The sequence below is a fragment of the Desulfoluna sp. HI9BLuna genome (assembly GCF_056829775.1).
This window is the reverse complement of record NZ_CP186555.1, coordinates 653,191-671,765: the sequence shown is the minus strand read 5'-3', so window position 1 is coordinate 671,765 and position 18,575 is coordinate 653,191. Positions and strand designations below refer to the sequence as shown.

At 56.7% G+C, this 18,575-nt stretch carries 13 protein-coding genes; 3 read left to right on the top strand and 10 right to left on the bottom strand.

All coding sequences use genetic code 11. The features are described 5' to 3' along the window. The first annotated feature begins 160 nt into the window (after window positions 1–160). Window positions 161–1,087 carry a transposase gene (locus ACOYW0_RS02460; RefSeq protein WP_482417002.1) on the top strand — a complete coding sequence of 309 codons (927 nt, stop codon included), beginning with the start codon at window positions 161–163 and terminating at the stop codon, window positions 1,085–1,087. On the opposite strand, the gene ACOYW0_RS02455 is transcribed toward ACOYW0_RS02460, so the two are convergent. The 10 genes from ACOYW0_RS02455 to ACOYW0_RS02410 all read right to left on the bottom strand — a co-directional run bounded on the left by ACOYW0_RS02455 (window position 1,061) and on the right by ACOYW0_RS02410 (window position 15,045). Then, window positions 1,061–1,273 carry a hypothetical protein gene (locus ACOYW0_RS02455; protein WP_482417001.1) on the bottom strand — a complete coding sequence of 71 codons (213 nt, stop codon included), beginning with the start codon at window positions 1,271–1,273 and terminating at the stop codon, window positions 1,061–1,063. The two genes, ACOYW0_RS02460 and ACOYW0_RS02455, sit on opposite strands and share 27 nt — an antisense overlap. Window positions 1,274–2,015: 742 nt before the next feature. Continuing rightward, a complete protein-coding gene (locus ACOYW0_RS02450; RefSeq protein ID WP_482417000.1) occupies window positions 2,016–2,708 on the bottom strand; it encodes a class I SAM-dependent methyltransferase in 693 nt (230 codons plus the stop codon). A 253-nt stretch (window positions 2,709–2,961) separates the two neighbouring features. Beyond that, on the bottom strand, window positions 2,962–3,474 hold the full coding sequence (locus tag ACOYW0_RS02445; protein ID WP_482416999.1) for a hypothetical protein: 513 nt from the start codon (window positions 3,472–3,474) through the stop codon (window positions 2,962–2,964). Between the two features lie 178 nt (window positions 3,475–3,652). Further along, entirely contained in the window at window positions 3,653–5,242 is a 1,590-nt protein-coding gene (locus tag ACOYW0_RS02440) for an ABC transporter ATP-binding protein (RefSeq protein ID WP_482416998.1), read from the bottom strand. 508 nt (window positions 5,243–5,750) lie between these two features. Then, window positions 5,751–6,785, bottom strand: coding sequence for an ABC transporter permease (locus ACOYW0_RS02435; RefSeq protein ID WP_482416997.1), 1,035 nt, complete (start codon window positions 6,783–6,785; stop codon window positions 5,751–5,753). A gap of 2 nt (window positions 6,786–6,787) precedes the next feature. Next, complete coding sequence (locus ACOYW0_RS02430; RefSeq protein WP_482416996.1) at window positions 6,788–7,885, bottom strand: microcin C ABC transporter permease YejB; 1,098 nt, start codon at window positions 7,883–7,885, stop codon at window positions 6,788–6,790. Next, on the bottom strand, window positions 7,885–9,735 hold the full coding sequence (locus ACOYW0_RS02425; RefSeq protein ID WP_482416995.1) for an extracellular solute-binding protein: 1,851 nt from the start codon (window positions 9,733–9,735) through the stop codon (window positions 7,885–7,887). Before ACOYW0_RS02425 ends, ACOYW0_RS02430 begins: the two co-directional genes overlap by 1 nt. 712 nt (window positions 9,736–10,447) lie before the next feature. After that, complete coding sequence (locus ACOYW0_RS02420; RefSeq protein ID WP_482416994.1) at window positions 10,448–12,478, bottom strand: TonB-dependent receptor domain-containing protein; 2,031 nt, start codon at window positions 12,476–12,478, stop codon at window positions 10,448–10,450. A 40-nt stretch (window positions 12,479–12,518) separates the two neighbouring features. After that, a complete protein-coding gene (locus tag ACOYW0_RS02415; protein WP_482416993.1) occupies window positions 12,519–13,391 on the bottom strand; it encodes an ABC transporter substrate-binding protein in 873 nt (290 codons plus the stop codon). Between the two features lie 313 nt (window positions 13,392–13,704). Beyond that, a complete protein-coding gene (locus ACOYW0_RS02410) occupies window positions 13,705–15,045 on the bottom strand; it encodes a sigma-54 interaction domain-containing protein (RefSeq protein ID WP_482416992.1) in 1,341 nt (446 codons plus the stop codon). Between the two features lie 257 nt (window positions 15,046–15,302). On the opposite strand from ACOYW0_RS02410, the gene ACOYW0_RS02405 reads away from it, so the two are divergent. Together ACOYW0_RS02405 and ACOYW0_RS02400 are read left to right on the top strand one after the other, a co-directional pair. Then, the gene (locus tag ACOYW0_RS02405) at window positions 15,303–16,367 is read left to right on the top strand and encodes a substrate-binding domain-containing protein (protein ID WP_482416991.1); all 1,065 of its coding nucleotides are present in this window, start codon (window positions 15,303–15,305) and stop codon (window positions 16,365–16,367) included. A 293-nt stretch (window positions 16,368–16,660) separates the two neighbouring features. After that, the gene (locus tag ACOYW0_RS02400; protein WP_482416990.1) at window positions 16,661–18,565 is read left to right on the top strand and encodes a methyl-accepting chemotaxis protein; all 1,905 of its coding nucleotides are present in this window, start codon (window positions 16,661–16,663) and stop codon (window positions 18,563–18,565) included. Window positions 18,566–18,575 lie beyond the last annotated feature (10 nt).

Below are 18,575 nucleotides of genomic sequence, written 5' to 3'. Positions count from 1 at the left end.
TGGCAAGCTATCCATCTGGGGACAGGTTCTTTATGCTGGACTCGACCAATGCAATCGTGGCATGATTGGTCCTATCCTATCTTGTTTGATTCATATGGAAATTTTTTTGTGCAGTTCAACTTTCAATGTGACACCGCAATACCCCTGTGAGGAGGTTGCCATGCCACGTGTTCCCCGTATGGTTGTGACCGACCCCGGTCAGAAAGCCGCATACCATGTGATCAGCCGAACCGCACTGGACGGGCTTCCGTTCGGTGGTGTCGAGAAAGACGAACTGGTGCGCATTATCAAAAGGCTTTCCAGTATCTATTGTGTGGAGGTTTTTGGCTATGCCGTCATGGGAAATCACTTTCACTTGCTTGTGGAAGTGCTTCCCGGCTCCATGGTCTCCGATGAAGAGGTCCGGAGGCGCTACCAGCTTCTCTACAAAGAGGGCACAGCGTTTCCCGAGGGGTGTCTGGATGAGTACAGAGAACGCTTCTGCAACCTTTCAGCCTATGTCAAAGATATCAAGCAGAGCTTTTCCTGCTTTTACAATAAGCGGAAAAAACGTCGGGGAACCCTCTGGGGTGAGCGGTTCAAAAGCGTACTGGTCCAACAGGGAGATACCCTGGTCCATTGCCTTGCATATATCGATCTCAACGCCGTTCGTGCAGGCATTGTGTCGCGCCCGGAAGATTACCGCTGGTGCTCCATCGGTTACCACATCCAGACGGGAAACACTGATGGGTTTCTTTCGTCGGATTTTGGAATGCCGGAGGTGCCTACAGCCGATGGGACCAGCCAGATTCAGGTATACCGGGAATACCTCTATCATGTGGGCGCCATTGAGAAGAGGGGAGCCGCAAAGATATCGAAGGTCATTTTGGATGCCGAAGTCGCCAAAGGATTTGAAGTAAACGTGGTGAGACATTTTCGGTACAGGACCCGTTACTTTACCGATTCTGGAGTCATCGGTTCCCGGGCCTTTGTTCAAGCGTGTCATGACATTTTTAAAGATCGGTTTCATACAACGCGGGAGAAGATTCCAAAACGAGTCAGAGGTATCAAGGGAATGTACTCATTGAAACGGCTGGCTGACCATTGAGATGGTGAGGTGTTTATCTGACTTTTGCCTGTGCTGCCTTTGGATATGAACACCGTAGCAAGAGATAGCTTTGAAAGATTCAAACAAATAGAGAATGAATCTGACCTCATTTAATAAATGAGCACCGAGGTCTTGGATTGTTGCGCCGATGACTTGAATGCTTACGCGAATTTCATATTCTTCCACCCCTCCCTCCATGTATCTGAATGTTTGATTTTCAATGATACGCAGTCATTTGATCTGGGTTAGAGTCGTGTCGGAAAGGTGTGTGTTTTGTTGGTTCTATAGGGTTAAGAATATTCTTCTTTTCCTTTTCTGCTATCTTGTTCTATGAAGCCTATGTGTTATTCCTCGCCCCAGTGAATATGCCGGGCTTACGCCGAAGAACTCAGATTCCAGAAGGTCTTAGTAAAGGCCGCACAGTTGGTCTCCACTATGGCTGGAGACGCCCGGGGAGTTGTGGTACAGGATTTTTTCAACCAGCCCTTTGCCTGTGCCGGCTTTACCTTGGGTGATGATGCCGGGGAAGGGCATCGCCTTAAGAGGCCAGAGCATTTCCCGAATAGGTTAGGTTTCGGTGTTGTTTCCGATGAAAAGTTTTGGGGCGTAGGGATAGGGTGGCGGCTTTATTAAATTAATGTCTGGATAAACGTCTTATGATCCGAAGGTGCCCCTATTAATTCTTTTTTTAAAGCACGAATGCTCTGAATACGGCAGGAGTGATAAGTTACAATGACGGCTTAAAGGGGAACCCCATCCCTTGAAACCTACAGCATGGGTTGTGCTGCACCTGATGGTGCCAATAGAGTCAGGAAGAGGAAAGGAGTCGATTGTGCCGAAATTCAGCACTGAGAATGTTCGCTCCATGGAAAAATAGGGCTGGATGGCAGTCTGTTCTTTCCCCTCCCTTGACCCAAAAAAATTATCATTACGATGCAAGGAGGATAAAGTATCGGGGCATCTTGTGTTTCGGAGGGGTTGAGACTGTTGCCTCTGAGCGATGTCCAGGCCTGAATATTTCACGATGAATATTTTTCAGCAACCGGTTTTTGAAGTAGGCCTGATGTTTTTGGCCATATATGGTTTTATGTACAGTGAATCCGGCTTCGTGTAAACAGGTGGTCAATTCACCTATAGTGAATTCCTGGGTGTGATAGGGGTTTTTCGGCTTGTCCTTGAGGGTTTTGCACCTAGGGCTGGTGATCAAACGGTTGGGTGACGAAACAATCAAAATCCCATCTTTTTTGAGGAGTGATCTGAGGTTTCTGAGTGCCTCCACGTAGCAAGGAACATGTTCAATGGTTTCAAAGGACACAATCACATCATACATTGTGTTGCTTTTGTAGGATGTAATATTAGACTGATAATAATTCACGTATGCTGATGTTTTTCGTGATTTGGCGTACTCAACTGCTTCCTGGCTGATATCAACTCCGTCGACATGTTTTGCACCATGGTCGGCAAGTAACTCGGAACCGTATCCTACGCCACAGGCAATATCCAAAACTGTTTTGTCTTTAACGAATTGACCGGCAAAATCGTATCGTGCAATATGCTCATCGCTTAGCATCTTCGTTGATTTTCCCGGTACCATTCGTTCCCCTGTGAACGCAATATCCATTTTCTGACCGTCCTGTATATTATCATTTCAAGTGATTAAAGTTGTCGATTTTTAAATCGATGCCATCATAAAAAGTGGAAAATGGTTAGATTCTTATCATACCCGGGCTGTATCTTCCAAAAGGAAGTTGGCGTTGTTTGCCCTTCTATCTGTTCCAAAGTGCTGATGGCCCCGCTCCTGAATCCACCCTTATCTGTTTTAGTATCAGTAAGAGAACATAAGAAGAGCCTGCCCCCCCTCCTCAAATTTTGGCCTACGTAAAGACAGCAAACAGAGCTTTTTCTGTTTTTACAATAAGCGGGAAGAACGGCGAGGAACCCTCTGGGGTGAGCGGTTCAAAAGCGTACTGGTCCAACAGGGGGATACCCTGGTCCATTGCCTTGCCTATATCGATCTCAACGCCGTTCGTGCAGGCATTGTGTCGCGCCCGGAAGATTACCGCTGGTGCTCCATCGGTTACCACATCCAGACGGGAAACACAGACGGGTTTCTTTCGTCGGATTTTGGAATGCCGGACGTGCCTACAGCCGATGGGACCAGCCAGATTCGGGTATACCGGGAATACCTCTATCATGTGGGCGCCATTGAGAAGAGCGGAGCCGCAAAGATATCGAAGGTCATTTTGGATGCCGAAGTCGCCAAAGGATTTGAAGTAAACGTGGTGAGACATTTTCGGTACAGGACCCGTTACTTTACCGATTCTGGAGTCATCGGTTCCCGGGCCTTTGTTCAAGCGTGTCATGACATGTTTAAAGATCGGTTTCATACAACGCGGGAGAAGATTCCAAAACGAGTCAGAGGTATCGAGGGAATGTACTCATTGAAACGGCTGGCTGACCATTGAGATGGTGAGCCATTTTTCTGACATTTGCCTGTGCTGCCTTTTGATCTGCATACCGTTGTAAGGGATAGCTTTCAAAAAAATGGAGTATGAACCTGTCTCCTTAAAGAGCAGCTGACAGTAGCTCTTTCGTGTAGGGATGAGCTGGCGTTTCAAAGATCTGCCGGGTGTTCCCGGACTCCACGACGCGGCCCTGCTTCATGACCAACACCCGGTCGCAAAGGGCGCGGATGATACGCAGGTCGTGGGAGATGAAAAGGTAGGAGATGTTTCGGGTTTTCTGGAGAGTCTTCAGAAGGGTGGTGACCTGAAATTGGATGGACCGGTCTAGGGCCGAGGTGGGTTCGTCCAAGATGATGAGCTCCGGGTTCAGGACCAGGGCCCTGGCGATGGCAATGCGCTGCCTTTCCCCGCCTGAAAACTCGTGGGGATAGCGGTCCAGGATGGACGGGGACAGGCCCACTTCGGTGATGGCTTCTTCAATGAGCCGTGGGTGGGTGTCACGGTTTTTTTTGTCGTGATGGCTGAGGCCCTCGGCAACGATCTCCCGGACGCTCATGCGTGGGGAGAGGCTGGCAAAGGGGTCCTGGAACACGACTTGAATCTTTTGCCTGACGCGGTTGAGGTCGGCATGGGGTAAGGCATCCAGACGGGACCCCAGAAACTCGATACGCCCCCGGCACCGAATCAGGCGCAACAGGGCCAAAGCCAGTGTGGATTTGCCGGATCCGCTTTCCCCCACGATGCCCAGGCTCTCTCCGGCCTTTATGTCGAGGGAGACCCCGTCCACGGCGCGGGTGATACGTCGCTTCTGGAAAAAGAACCTGTCCCCTTTTTGAAAATGAACCTTGATGTCGTCAGCTTTGAGGACCACCGGGGCCCCTTCCATGTTGCGGGGCTCTGATGGCGTCGCATGGGCCGTCACAAGCTGTTTGGTATAGGGATGTCGGGGCGCTTTGAAGAGCTCGTCGGGGGTTCCCGTCTCGACGAATTCGCCGCCTCGCATTACGTAGACCCGGTCGGCCACGTGCCGGACTACCCCAAGGTCGTGGGTGATGAGCAGGATGCCCATGTTGCGTGTTTCCTTGAGCCTGGACAACAGGGCCAGCACCCTGGCCTGTACCGTGACGTCCAGGGCCGTGGTGGGTTCGTCGGCGATGAGAAGGCCCGGGTTCGAGGCAATGGCCATGGCGATCATCACACGCTGCCTCTGGCCCCCCGACAGCTGGTGGGGGTGATGGCCGAGGCGCTCTTCGGCATGGTCGATGCCCACGGCATGGAGCAGCTCCAGGGCTTGCTGCCTGGCCTCCTTTCGTTCAATCCGCGTGTGGCACAGGATCCCTTCGATGATCTGTTTTTCAACGGTGTGTAGAGGGTTCAAGGCGGTCATGGGCTCTTGAAAAATCATCCCGGCACTTTTGCCCCGCACCCTTCGCATCTCCTTATCGGATAGCTCCAGGATATGTTGGTCTTCAAGGGTTATCTCGCCCCGAATGCGGGTCCCGGATTCAGGCAGCAGCCGCAAGACCGATTGGGCCGCTACGGATTTACCCGCCCCGCTCTCGCCCACGATGGCAACGATTTCCCCCCGGTTGACGGCAAAGGAGATTCCTTTGACCACCTCTTTTTCCATGCCGTTTTCAGAAAAGGATATATGCAGGTCTTCAACGTTTAACACTGGGGATAGGGTCAATGATCTCTCCTGAACTCTATTTGCCTCCGGCGGCCCTGCCGAGGGCCAAACGTTTGAAACGTTTGATAAACAGATTTTATTTTTTGAGGGTACGCCCCTGTAGGGTATAGCCCCCTCTTATTTTTTAATTTATCAAGATGCTTATCTTCGGCCCCTGCGGGGCTGGAGATAAGCATCTTGATTACCGGAACGTTTTTGCGGAGCTTTTTTCAAAAAGCGACCCGCCGGAGGCAACTGAATTTTTAAATGCGTTGGCCCTGCCTCGAAACCTGATAGCCATTGCGCTTCGGCTCCGCCTTGAAGGGGGGTAAGCAGAAGCATATATATGGATAACATCTGCAGCACGAAGCGATTTCAAACGTGGAGGCAGAGCCTCCGTGTATCATTCCCAGGCGGAGCCTGGGAACGAAAGACATCCTGACAAAGCAATGATGACCATTGCCGTCAGCATACTCACGGGCGAAGCCCGTCAGGGAATGTGATGAGCCTGAGGAACGAAGGCGAAAGATCATTCCCGTATCTGGTGCCTTGGGTCAAAGGCGTCGCGCACGCCTTCTCCGATAAACACGAGCAGGCTCAGCATGAGGGCCAGGACCACGAAGGCGGAGAGGCCGATCCATGGTGCGTGCTGGTTGGCCTTTCCCTGGGCCAGAAGTTCACCCAGGGCCGGGGAGCCCGGGGGCAGGCCGAAGCCCAGGAAGTCCAGGGAGGTGAGGGTGGTGATGGAGCCGCTCAGGATAAAGGGCAGAAAGCTGAACACCGAGATCAGGGAGTTGGGCAGGACGTGCCTCCACATGATCTTGCGATCCCCGATGCCCAGGGCCCGTGCGGCCCTTACGTAATCCAAGTTCCTGCAGCGGAGAAACTCGGCCCGGACCACATCCACCAGGCCCATCCAGCTGAAGAGGAGCATGATGCCCAAGATGATCCAGAATCCCGGCTCGATGAAGCTGGAGATGATGATGAGGATGTAGAGCAGGGGCACCCCCGACCAGATCTCCATGAGCCTTTGTCCCAGCATGTCGATTTTTCCCCCGAAGTAGCCCTGGACAGCCCCCACGGAGATGCCGATGGCCGAGCTGAAGAGGGTGAGGAGTAGCCCGAAGGTCACCGAGGTGCGAAATCCGTAAAGCAGCCGCACAAAGATGTCCCGGCCGTGGTCGTCGGTGCCCAGCAGGTTTTGGCCGTTGGGCGGGGCCGGGAAGACGGGGCGGGCAAAGTTCACCGTGTTGTAATGGAGGCGGATGGGGGGCCAGAGCATCCAGCCGTTGTCGTTGATGAGGGCCTGCACCTGGGGATCCGTGAAATCCGCTGTGGTTTCAAACACGCCCCCGAAGGCCGTCTCCGGGATGTCCTGAATAACGGGCAGGTACCAGTGCTTCTGGAATCGCACCAGAAGGGGCGCGTCGTTGGCGATGACCTCGGCCATGAGGCTCAAGGCAAAGAGCACCGAAAAGAGCACAAGGGAGTAAAAGGCCCGGCGGTTGGCCCGAAAGGCCCGCACGCGCCGCTTGCTGATGGGGGACAGGTTGATCCATGCCATGGTCATGCCTCGCTTTCGTCAAAGGAGATGCGCGGGTCCACCCACACATAGGTGATGTCGCTGATGATCTTCAGGGCCAGGCCCATGAGAAGGCCGATGTAGAGGTTGGCGAACATCACCGGGTAGTCCCGCTGCATGGTGGACTCAAACCCCAGGAGCCCCATGCCGTCTAAGGAGAAGATCACCTCGATCATCATGGACCCGGTGAAAAAGATGCTTACGAAGGTGGCCGGAAGGCCCGAGATAACGATGATCATGGCATTTCGGAACACATGGCCCAACAGGATCCTTTTTTCCGTCACCCCCTTGGCCCGGGCTGTCACCACGTAGAGCTTGTTGATCTCCTCTAAAAAGGAGTTTTTGGTGAGAAGGGCGAGGCCTGCGATGCCCCCGATGCTCATGGCCAGGATGGGCAGGCAGAGGTGGTGGAGGTAGTCGATGATCTTTCCCCAGAAGGAGAGGGCCTCAAAACCGTGGGAGACCAGTCCGCGCATGGGAAACCACTGGAGATAGCTGCCCCCGGCAAACACGGTGATGAGAAGGACGGCAAAGAGAAACACCGGGATGGAGTTCATCAGGATCACCACGGTGCTGGACCAGACGTCGAAGCGTGTGCCGTGGTGAACGGCTTTTCGGATGCCCAGGGGGATGGATATCCCGTAGATCAACAGGGTGCTCCAGAGCCCCAGGGAGATGGAGACGGGCATTTTTTCAAGGATGATGTCCACCACCTTGCGGTCCCTGAAAAAGCTTTCCCCAAAGTCAAAGCAGAGGTAGCGTTTCAGCATGTCCAGGTAGCGTTCATGGATGGGTTTGTCGAATCCGAACTGCTTTTCGATCTCCCGGATCATCTCAGGGGAGATGCCTTGGGCCCCTTTGTATCGGTTGACCCGGTCAAGGGAGGTGTCCGGTGTGCTGACAAGGTCCCCCTCCTGGCCGGAGATGCGTTCCACCACGGACCGGCGGTCTCCCTGCATCTTGGAGATCACCTGCTCCACCGGCCCTCCCGGTGCCAACTGGATCACAAAAAAGTTAACGGTGAGGATCCCCAGCAGCGTGGGGATCATGTAGAAAATCCGTTTGAGAATATAGCTGCCCATCACTTCTCCTTCGGGCTTGCCGGGGTGGCGCCATTGTCCGGTCGCACCCACCAGGTGACGGCCTGGGGTTTCTTGCCGGTGATTACATGGGGCATGTCGAATTGGTTCCTGTAGGCCAGCCGATAGTGGCTTATGGCCCCGAAGGGGATTATGTAGGTGCCCCGGAGCAGTACCCGGTCCAGGGCGTGCATGGCGAATACGAGTGAGGTGCGGTCCGGTGCGGAGAGGATTTTTTCCACCAGGAAGTCCACGGCCCGGCTCTTGACCCCGGCAAGGTTCCTGGCCCCTTTTCGGTCGGCATTCTCCGAGTGCCAGTAGAGTTTCATCTCAACCCCCGGGGTCGGCATGCAGCCGAAGCCTGCGTTGATCATGTCGTAATCGTAGCTTCGCATGCGCAGGATGTACTGGGAGATATCGCTGCGGTGAATGACCATCTCGATGCCCAGGCGATCCAGGTTCCTTTGAAACGGCAGCAGGAGTCGGTCCGTGGCCGTCGAATCCGAGAGGAACTGGAATCGAAAAGGGCTTCCTTTTTTTACAGGGCCATTTTCCCTGACGTAGACGAGCCGGTTGTCTTTTACCTGCCAGCCCTCTTCCTTGAGGATCCGTGCTGCCCGGATGAGGCGCTCCCGGATGTGCCCGGATCCGTTGGATTGCGGGATACGGTAGGGGGCGGTGAAGATCTCTTCGGGCAGCTCGTCTCTGAACGGGGCCAGAAGCGCTCTCTCCTCGGGGCCGGGAAGGGGAGGGGCGGCAAAATCTGAATTAAAGAAGTAGCTGGTAAAACGCCGGGGCTCATCGTAATAGAGCCGCTTTTTCGCCCATTCGTAATCAAAGGCGAGGAGGAGGGCGTAGCGGACCCGTGGATTTTTGAACACCGGCCTGCGGGTGTTGAACACGAGGCCTTCCATGCCCTGGGGAAGCCGGTGGGGAAGGGTGACACGCGTGATCTCGCCCCGGTCAAAGGCCGGTCCCTTGTACATGGTGGCCCAGGTCTTGGCCGAGGTTTCCAAACGGTAGTCGTAGAGCCCGGCCCGAAAGGCTTCCATGGCCACGGTGCCGTCTCGAAAGTAATCGACGGTGATGGTATCAACGTTATATATGCCGCGACACACGGGAAGGTCCCGGGCCCAGTAGTCTTTGACGCGCTCGTAGGTGATGCTTCGACCCTGCTTGAAAGACGCGATGCGGTAAGGCCCGCTTCCCAAGGGGAGATCCAGGGTGGTGGCGGAAAAATCACGGCCTTGCCAGGCATGCTCCGGCAAGACGGCGATCTGGGCCAGGATGGCGGGAAGTTCCCTGCTTGCCCTGTCTTTCACTGTGAATTTCACCCTGTATGGGTCAAGGGCCTCCACCCCTTTGATCTCTTCGTAGTACTTTTTCAGGGTGTTGCCGAAGTTGTTGATCAGGGCGTTGTACGAGAAGACCACATCGTCTGCCGTCACCGGGGTGCCGTCATGGAACCGGGCCTCTTTTCTCAGATGGAAAGTGATCCAGGAACGGTCTTCCGGCATCTCCACGCCCTCTGCCAGCAGCCCGTAGTACACCCCGTCCTCGTCTTCGGACTCTGTCATGAGGCTGTCGTAGACCAGATCAACCCCGGCAGCACACTCCCCTTTAAGGATAAAGGGGTTAAAGCTGTTGAAGCTTCCGATGGCATAATCCCGCAGGGCCCCGCCCTTGGGGGCGTCGGGGTTCACGTAATCAAAATGGGTAAACCCCGCCTTGTACTTTGGTGCCCCCCCGGAACTTAAGGCGTGGGAAAAGACGGTGCCCGGGCTCTCCGCACGGGCCGTGGAGACGGTCAGCACAAAAAGAACGAGCACAATCCGGGGAATACGAAACGTCATGATGAACATACCTTGTCTGGCTTCCGGCTGACCGGAATGATTGTGTGGTAAAAGCGTGCCTTCTATGGTTAACGTGAGTGGAAAAAGCAGGCCTCCGGCGGCGAGGTGAGCCACCTCGAAAGCTTATTGCGTGTGCGCATTTCCCTTCGTTCCTCAGGGAAATGCGCAAACGTCTTCGGCTCGGGCTTCGCCCGATACATAAGCTGGTGGTTTGTACGAGCTGTCCCACAAGCCTTGAAAGACCGGGGCTCATTCACGTAACCCGTTGACTATCAGCTTTAACCGGACTGCCTCCGGTTGCCAGGGAACAAATCCCCTGGACCCCAGGTTCGGGAATGCTCTTTCGCCTTTGCCTTCGCTTGTCGCGCCGTAGCCCATTGCCGTTGTCGAATGGTGACGCACAGATATGGGCGTAGGCGGATCCCTCGGGTCAAACCACATCCGCCGTTCAAACAAACGTTAGCCTTGATTATCTTTTGGGTTATCGGCCTATCTGCATCACCCTCCGAGTACCCTTGTCGCCTGGAGCGCCGCACTCCGGTGCGGCACGGGTAACGACGGACTAAAAAGCCGCACCGGAGTGCGGCGCTCCGTTTCAGTCGATTTATCTCGTTTTTTTCAAACTTCACTCAAGAAGAACTGTTGAAGCCTGTTTGGTCGACTTTTTAACCGTTTTGCCCCCGGCAGGGTCGCCGGAGGCTGCTTTTTCTTTTTAAAACATCATGCTCATCCCTGCCTTGATACTCCGTGCGCCGCCTGGGCCGCTGTTTTTGAAGTGGTAGGCGTCGTAGGACTCGTCAAAGAGGTTGTCCACGTTGAGGTAGAGGGCCAGGTCCCGGTTTTGGAACCACGTGGGCCTGAAGGTGGAGGAGAGGCTGTGGACCTCGTAGGACTCGTATTCGTCGTCGCCGTTTTCAAAACTCTCCACGAAGCGGGCGCGCCAGCCCAGTTTGAGGTTCAGGGCCTTGAAAAGGTAGTCGGCTCGCACCAGGGTGGTGGCGGGTGTTTCTCCTGCGTTTTCTTTGGTTTTTTCGTCCCGGCCTTTGATTTTGGAGTGCCCCAGAAGGAGGGACAGGTTCTTTATCTTGTAGGCAAATTCCAGCTCGTAGCCTTCCCGCTTGACGGATTCCACGTTTACCATGGTGGAGACGAATTCGAAGTCCGGAGGTGCAGGCATCTGGAGGGTTTTGGCGTCGATGAGATCTTCGATTTTTTCCTGGAAGTAGACCCCCTTGATGCGCAGGGCGTCGTCATCGGCGAGCATTCCGTCAAAGGCAAAACGCGCGCCCCATTCCCATGTGTCTGCCTGTTCCGGCTTCAGGTCCGGGTTGGCCAGGACCTTGACGCGGATCATGGGGTTGAAGGGGTGGGGGCTATCGAGTTCCGTGAACATTTCGCTCACCAGGGGGGCCCGAAAGGACTCGGCGTAGGTGGTGTGGAACCCGGCCCAGGGCACGGGTTTCCAGTCCACGGTCATTTTGGGGGAGACACGGTCTTCGGTACCGTCAGGGGATTCGGAGTTTTCTCCGGTGCGGGAGTACCAGGTGTACCGAAGGGCCGGGATCAGGGTGAACCCGCCGGGCACGGCGATTTCGTCCTGGATGAAGGCCCCGGCGTCTTCCCCGTGGCCCGGAGGGTTGGTGTAGGCCATGGCGGGATCACCCGCCTTGGGCGTGTATTCGTCCCGGTAAGCGTCCGCTCCGAAGACCAGCCGATGGGAGACGCTGATTCCGGTGTTGAATGCCATGATGTTCTGGGCATCGATGCCCATGGAGGTGAACTCCAGCTTGTCCGTGATGTTGTTCTCCACGGTTTCGTCGCGCTTGGACCAGAGGGCGGTGATCTTGGCGTCTACCAGGGGGCTGTCCGGTGTCAGGCGCCAGGTGCCGATCAGCTTGTCCTGCTCTGCCTGGTAACGGGAATCGTCCTTTTTATAGGTGATGTCCTGATCAAAGCGGGTGGCGTTGAGGGAGAAGGTGTGGGCATCTGTGGGCGTGTAGGTGGCCTTGACCATGGCGTTTTTGATTTTGCCGTCCCGTTTGACGGTCTCCTTGCCCTCTTCTTCGGTACTGGTTTCCACATCGCCCAAGTCCCGCAGGGTGCCGGTGGCCAGGATGTCGAGGTTGCCGTACCGCCCGAAGGCCGCTGCGGTTCCATGGGTTTCGTCTCCGGCGGTGCTGACACCGCCCTTGACCATGGCCCCCACGTTCCGGCCGGGCTTCAAGAGATCGGCGGCGTCCTTGGTGGTAAGAGAGATCACCCCGCCGATGCCTCCGGCTCCGTGCATCACCGATGCCGGTCCACGGACCACCTCCACCTCTTTTAAAAGATCCGGGTCCACGAGAATGGTGGACTGGGCGTCCCCTGCTTTTTGCACGTAGTTTTCACGGGCCCCGTCCACCTTGATGATGGTCTGGCTTTCGGGCAGGCCCCTCAAGGCCGGTTGCTGGGCGTGGGTTGCATCTCCTGAGATGTCCACGCCGGGAATGCTCTCCAGGATGTCGGCCAGGTTGTCGGGCCGGTCCTGCTCAATGGTGTCCGCGTCCACCACAGAGGCCGAGGCGGGCACGTCAAAGGCGCTGGTTTTCGTGCGCGTGGCCGTGACCACCATGTTGTCCATGCGTGTGGCAACAGCCAGGGGGGCCTGGGGTTTTGCCGGGATGTTCGGCTCTTCGGCCAGGGCCTGGGTGGCCATGAGGGCCATGCACACCATCATGGGTAGTTTAAAAATCTGCTTTTTCACGTTCATCTCCTGGTATTGCTTTGTGTCCCGTCGCTGCGGGTCAAATCGTTCCACGCTCTTTGTGGCCAAGGGCGTGGGCCCATGCGCCGAGGATCTGCGGGTAGTCCGCAGGTTCCCCGCCGCTACAGGCGGGCAGGGCATGGACGGCATGGTTTTTTACGGCGGGGACCTCCCGGAAGGCGGGGTCGGCATCTGCCGCGTCCCGGATGGCCATGAGCCCTGCCTGGGCGTTTCCGGTGATCACGATGACCTCCGGTGCGGTTTGGGTGAGCCGTTGCATCATCTCAGCCGGGGAGAGCTCATCCAGGGGGCCCAGGTCCTCCAGGGCGTTCTTTAGCCCCAGGGGCTCCATGACCTTTTGATTGAGAAAGCTGTCGCACGCCTGTGGGATCAGGAAGTTCTCGTGGGTCATGGGGTGCATGAAGCCCACGAAGGCGGCAACGCGTTTTTTGTCCCCCAAAGGCAGGAGTGCTGTGACCTCCTCAAGCTGAGCGTCATAGTGTCTGATCAAGCGCTCCGCCAGCTTGTCCCGGCCAAGGACCTTGCCTGTGTCGCGGATGCCGTGGTGAATTCCCTGTGAAAAGTCCACCACCGATACCTCGTAGCCGTCGGAGTTGAGCTCGTTTTCCATCTCTGAGGGGTTGAGTCCGCACCAGTAGTCGCTGGCGGCGGTGTCCTTTTCCAAAAGGATTTTTTGTATTCCGCCCCGCTTGGCGGCTGTGTGAAGGATGCGCCGCTTGGTGGTCATGATGCAGCGGGTGCACTCCAGGTGGTCGATGCCGGGGAAAAAGTCTTCGATGAGGGGGATCTGGCTGGTGACCATGGCCCGGGGCAGGACTCCCAGGGCCCTTGCGGTGTGGGCCAGCTTGTCTCCGATCATGATGAGGTTCCGCATTTCGGTTGGTTCGGACATGGTGCTCTCCTTCGGTTGCAGGGCGTTGCATGCGCCGGCCTTGATCTCTGGGACGGCTCGTGGCGCTGGCAAAGGCCCATGGGGTTCAATTGCGTACCGGGAGATAGAGCATATTGCGGGCCAACCTGAGTGCAAATGCCATAAGGTCTGTAAATTATTTTCATTAAACTGTAAATTTTTAGGCTTGCCTGATTCTTTGCCAATGGGAAGCCATCTTCCCGATTTTGCGCGCCATCGCAGCAGAAAGCCTTGGAAGGCGGGCCCCTTGACGGGGGGCGGGAAGAAAACCCCCGGTGCGGGGGCTTTCTTCCCGTTACTCTCCGGGGGAGATGTTGTACGCCTTGATCTTGGTGTAGAGGGAGCGCCGGTCGATGGCCAGCTCGGCAGCAGCGCGGGTGCGGTTGTGGTTGTTCTCCTTTAACGCCCTTTCGATCATCTGCTTTTCCAGGGCGGCAAGGCGGGCTTTGAGGGGACCCCTCTCCAGGCCCGGACAGCTTGCCGGGGCCCGGCAGGCGGTGGGCAGGTCCAGGCGTCCCAGTGTGGCATAGCGCCTGAGAACGTTTTCCAGCTCCCGGATGTTTCCCGGCCAGTCGTAGGCCATGATGGCGGACATTTCAGACGGCCCGGGCTTTGTCTCCCCGGGCCAGGCCTTGATGAAGCGGTCCACCAGAAGGGGGATATCGGCCCGCCGCTCCCGCAGGGGCGGCACCTTGATGGGGACCACATGGATCCTGTAGAAGAAATCCTCCCGCATTGTTCCTCGGCGCACCAGCTCGGAAAGATCCCGGTTGGTGGCAGAGACGATGCGGATATCCGGGACCTTCACCTGCCGCCCCCCCACCGGGGTGTATCCGCCGCCCTCGATGGCCCGAAGGAGTTTGGTCTGCATGGAGAGCCCGATCTCACCGATTTCATCCAGAAAGAGGGTGCCGCCGTCGGCCTTGTCCAGGAGGCCTTCCCTGTCGGAGTGGGCCCCGGAAAAAGCCCCCTTGCAGTGGCCGAAGAACTCGGACTCCATAAGGTTTTCCGGAATGGCGCCGCAGTTGACCGGCACAAAGTTTTTTTCCTTTCTGGGGCCGATGTCATGGATGGTGCGGGAGACCAGCTCTTTGCCGGTGCCGGACTCTCCATTGACGATGACCGGTGCCGTGGTTTCGGCTGCTTTTTCGATCATGGTGTAGAGCTCCTGCATGGCAGGGGATGCGCCGGTCATGGCATGGAAGCCTGTTCTCAGCGCCACCTGGTCCTTCAGGCGGCGAATTTCTTCCCGCAGCTCCTCTTCCATCTCCTTGTGTTCTGTAAAATCGGTGATGAACCCTTCGGCTGCGATGAGGACCCCCTTGTCATCGTAGATGCCTTCCCCTCGGTCCCAGACCCACTTGTCCCGTTCTGTCAGCGAATTGACGCGGTAAATGAGCTGGTAGGGTTTGTGCCTATGCATGGCCTGCTCCGATGCCCGGATAACCTCGTCGACACATGCCTCATGGACCAGGTTGGCCAGCTTGGCCCGCCGGGTCAGGATCATTCGGTAGGGGGTCTCCCCAAAGAGTTTGCGGGCCCCTTCGCTGACATAGTCGATGCTCCAGTAGCCGTCGTTGATCCTCCGGTAGACCATGCCGGGGAGGTTTCTCATGAGGGTGTCGTGGGATATCATTGGGCTGAACATCCTTCTGTTTTTTTTGTTGGTATAAATAAATTTTGTCTTTCCTAAAAAATACGGTATTAGTCGGTCGAACCCCATTTGTCAAGGCGCCTGAACCCCTTGGGGCAACGGGATAACCAGGCCTCCGCCACGTCGGTTGTGGCGGGGAAAGGCCCGCAACGCCTCGGGGCGGGGTGGAAAAACAGAGTAGCCCCACCATCCGCAACTGAATGTCTATGGCCTTGTTATTTTGATGGATCCGTTGGCGGATGATGTGTTGGCGATTCCCGGTTGATGGGTTGTTGCCTAATTTTGGTATTGACAAAGAATTTTACCTTCCATATTTATCTCGGCCAGGCAGATTTGTTTGGCAAGCCAAGAAAAATTTATACAGCAAAGAAAATGTGGAAGGGAGAGGTATCATGACAAAATCATGCACATGTGGGGCAACATGTTCACGGCGCGATTTTTTGAAACGAACAGCGGCAGGGGCGGGTGCCCTTTGCGCGGCATCGGTGTTGTTTCCGGGCAACCTGTTTGCCGGGCCCGGACAGGATCTCACCGTGGCAGTGACCGGGCGGTGTATTTTCAACAGCGTGGTTGTCACCCATGAGACCCAGGAAGGGCTTCCCAATCCCTTTCGCAGCGAGACGCCTTTTGCATTTTCCATGAACGAGGACTGTGCCGGGCTGGAGGCGGGGGTAGCCGCCGTTCGCTCGGGCGCCGCCGACATCGGAACGCTTTTAAGACCCCTCACCGAAGAGGAGAAAGCCGCAGGCCTGGTGGAGACACCCCTTGATCCCATGGCCTATGCCGTGGCCGTGAGCAAGGCAAACCCTGTGGATACCCTGACAAACCGACAGGTCCTTGACATCTTTGCCGGGAACATCACCAACTGGAAAGAGGTGGGCGGCAAGGACATGGAGATCCTTTTGTATAAGCAGCGGTGCGGGGCAAGTTACGACACCCTGCTGGACAAGGCCCTTGCGGAAAGCGGCATCACAAAAAACACGGCGCGCCTGGAAGAGTCGGTGATGTACGTGGAGGTGACGGACAACCAGCTCGATGAGATTGCGGCCAACGAGATGGCCGTCGCCATGGTGCCGAGGATGTTCTTTGACGCCAACTCAAAGCACCTGGCCGTGGACGGTGTGGCCCCGTGTCGGGCGTCCGAGAAGAACGGTCAGTACCCCTTCCTTGCTCGGCGCAGCCTGGTCAGCCGAAAAAATGCGTCCGGTGCAACGACCCGTTTCCTGGCCTTTGCCACGGGTGCCCACGGCAGGCAGCTCATGGAAAAGGGCTTTGCCATGGACTGGCTCAAGGCCGGGTTTTAACCCCTGTTTGTTAAACCCGTCGTAACTATTCAGCCCCAAAAAACAGCCTTCGGCGGCAAGGTGTGCCACCTTGAAAGCAGATGGCAGATGTCATTTGCCCCTCGTTCCTCGGGTCAAATCACATCTGCATGTAAAGCGGCATTCATGTAACTTTTTTTTATGACCTGTTTGTTAAACGTTTTAAACGTTTAGCCCCGGCAGGGCCGCCGGAGGCAGCTTTGAGCTGAGTCGTTACCATTTCAGGCCTTGTGCCGTGGGGCAAAGGGCCATGTGTTTTGAAAGAGAGTATGATCATGAATATCGGAAGCAAGCTCAGCCTTTTTTTCAGCGCCATCCTGATTCTGGCTGTGGCATCCATCATCATTCCTATTCACATCAACTCCGGGCGCATTCTGATGAATGCCCAGGAAAAAGAGCTCACCGCCAGGGTGTCGGCCATGGAGGGGAAGGTGTCGGCGATCTACACCTCCATGGAGGCGGACCTTGGCCGCATGGCTGGGGACCGCGAGATTGTCCGTCTGATGAAGGCGGCCAGGTTCACGAAAAAATACGACAATCTCAAAACCAAGGTCGGCTTCATGAAGCGGGTGCTCTCCTACGACGGGGTGACGGTGTTTGACCGGAAAGGCAGCTGCGTGGTGGGGGAGGCCGAAGGCTTAAAGGCCCCGGCGCAGAAGATGGCCAAAGGCACTGTTGCTGGCGGTATGGGGTTGAGGGGTGGGGTCCCGGAGATGGTCTTTTTAAGCCCAGTCTACAACAAGACAAGTTTTCTCGGGACCATGGTGGTCAGGCGAAGCCTGGACGATGCCTTTGTGACCGCCCTTCTCCGGGGCGGCCCAGGACGCTGTGCCCTCTATGAAGACCTGGGCGGAACGTATCGCCTTCGCGCTTCCTCGGATGCCAAGGGGTTTTCAACCCTGTCCGAAGGCGTTTTGGGTGGCTCCATTTCCCATGCCGACAGAAACGTCTTTCTGGGCGGGACTTCCGGGATCCTTCGTGCGGTGCCCGTGGGCTTCGGTCCAAGCCGTGGCAGGTTCTTTTTGGCCCTGTTTGAAGAGACCCGGCAGGTGAAAGCCGTTCTCCGCCAGATTGAAATCACCTCCGTGGGCGTGGGCGTCGCCGTGCTGGTCCTGGGTTGCCTTGCTACCTTTTTCTATTCACGCCGCCTCTCCGGCGCCCTGAAGGACCTTTGCGATTTTTCCGCCAGGATCGCCTCCGGGGACCTTGCCGGTCGCATGGAGACACGCAGACGCGATGAGATAGGCGACTTGGTTCGGGCCCAGAACGGCATGGCCGAGCATTTAAACGGCCTCATCGAGAAGTGTGCAGAGGCCTCCGAGGCCCTGGTCGCCTCGTCCGGGGAGCTTGCCGCCACCTCCGAAGACATGGCTTCCCACTCGGCAGCCGTCAGCGACAAGGTGGCGGCCACGGCGTCGGCCTCGGAAAGCCTGGAGCGCACCATGGCCGCCATCGGCAATGCCATCGGTGAGTCCGCCGTGGGTGCCGGGGAGATTTCCGGCGCTTCCACCGGGGTAAAGGAGTCCATCAAGGCCTTGGCCGCCCGTGCGGAAAACGCCCGGGGCATCACCGAAGACACGGTATCGGCCCTGGGCGAAGCCCGCTCAGCCTTCCGCGCCTTTGATGCCGCCACAGGCGAAATCGGGGGCATTGCCGAGGGTATCCACGACATCGCCTCCCAGACCAACCTTCTGGCCTTGAACGCCACCATTGAAGCGGCCCGGGCCGGAAGCGCCGGGGCAGGGTTTGCCGTGGTGGCCTCCGAGGTCAAGGAGCTCGCCGCTCAGGTTTCCAAGGCTTCCGAGCTGATTCAACAGAAAACAGAGGCCGTGGGCCGATCGGCGGCAGAGGTCCTGGCAACGGTGGATGGCCTTGCCGACGGCCTGGACCGGGTGGACGGCATCGTTCGGGCCACCGCAGGGAGCCTGGAAGAGCAGCGGGTGCTCACCGATGCCATTGTGGCCCATGTGGGGTCGGTTTCTGCCGGGATTTCGGAGATCGACCGGAACATTGCCGGGGCATCCGCCACCTTTGCAGGCATCTCGCGGGACATCGCCGAGTCGAGCCGAACCTCCGGGGAGATATCGGGCAGCAGCAGCCTGGTGAACCGCAGCGCAGGGACCCTGACAGCCCTTTCCCAGGAACTGACGGATGTGGTGGGCCGGTTCAGGCTGGCGTAACAGCCAAAGG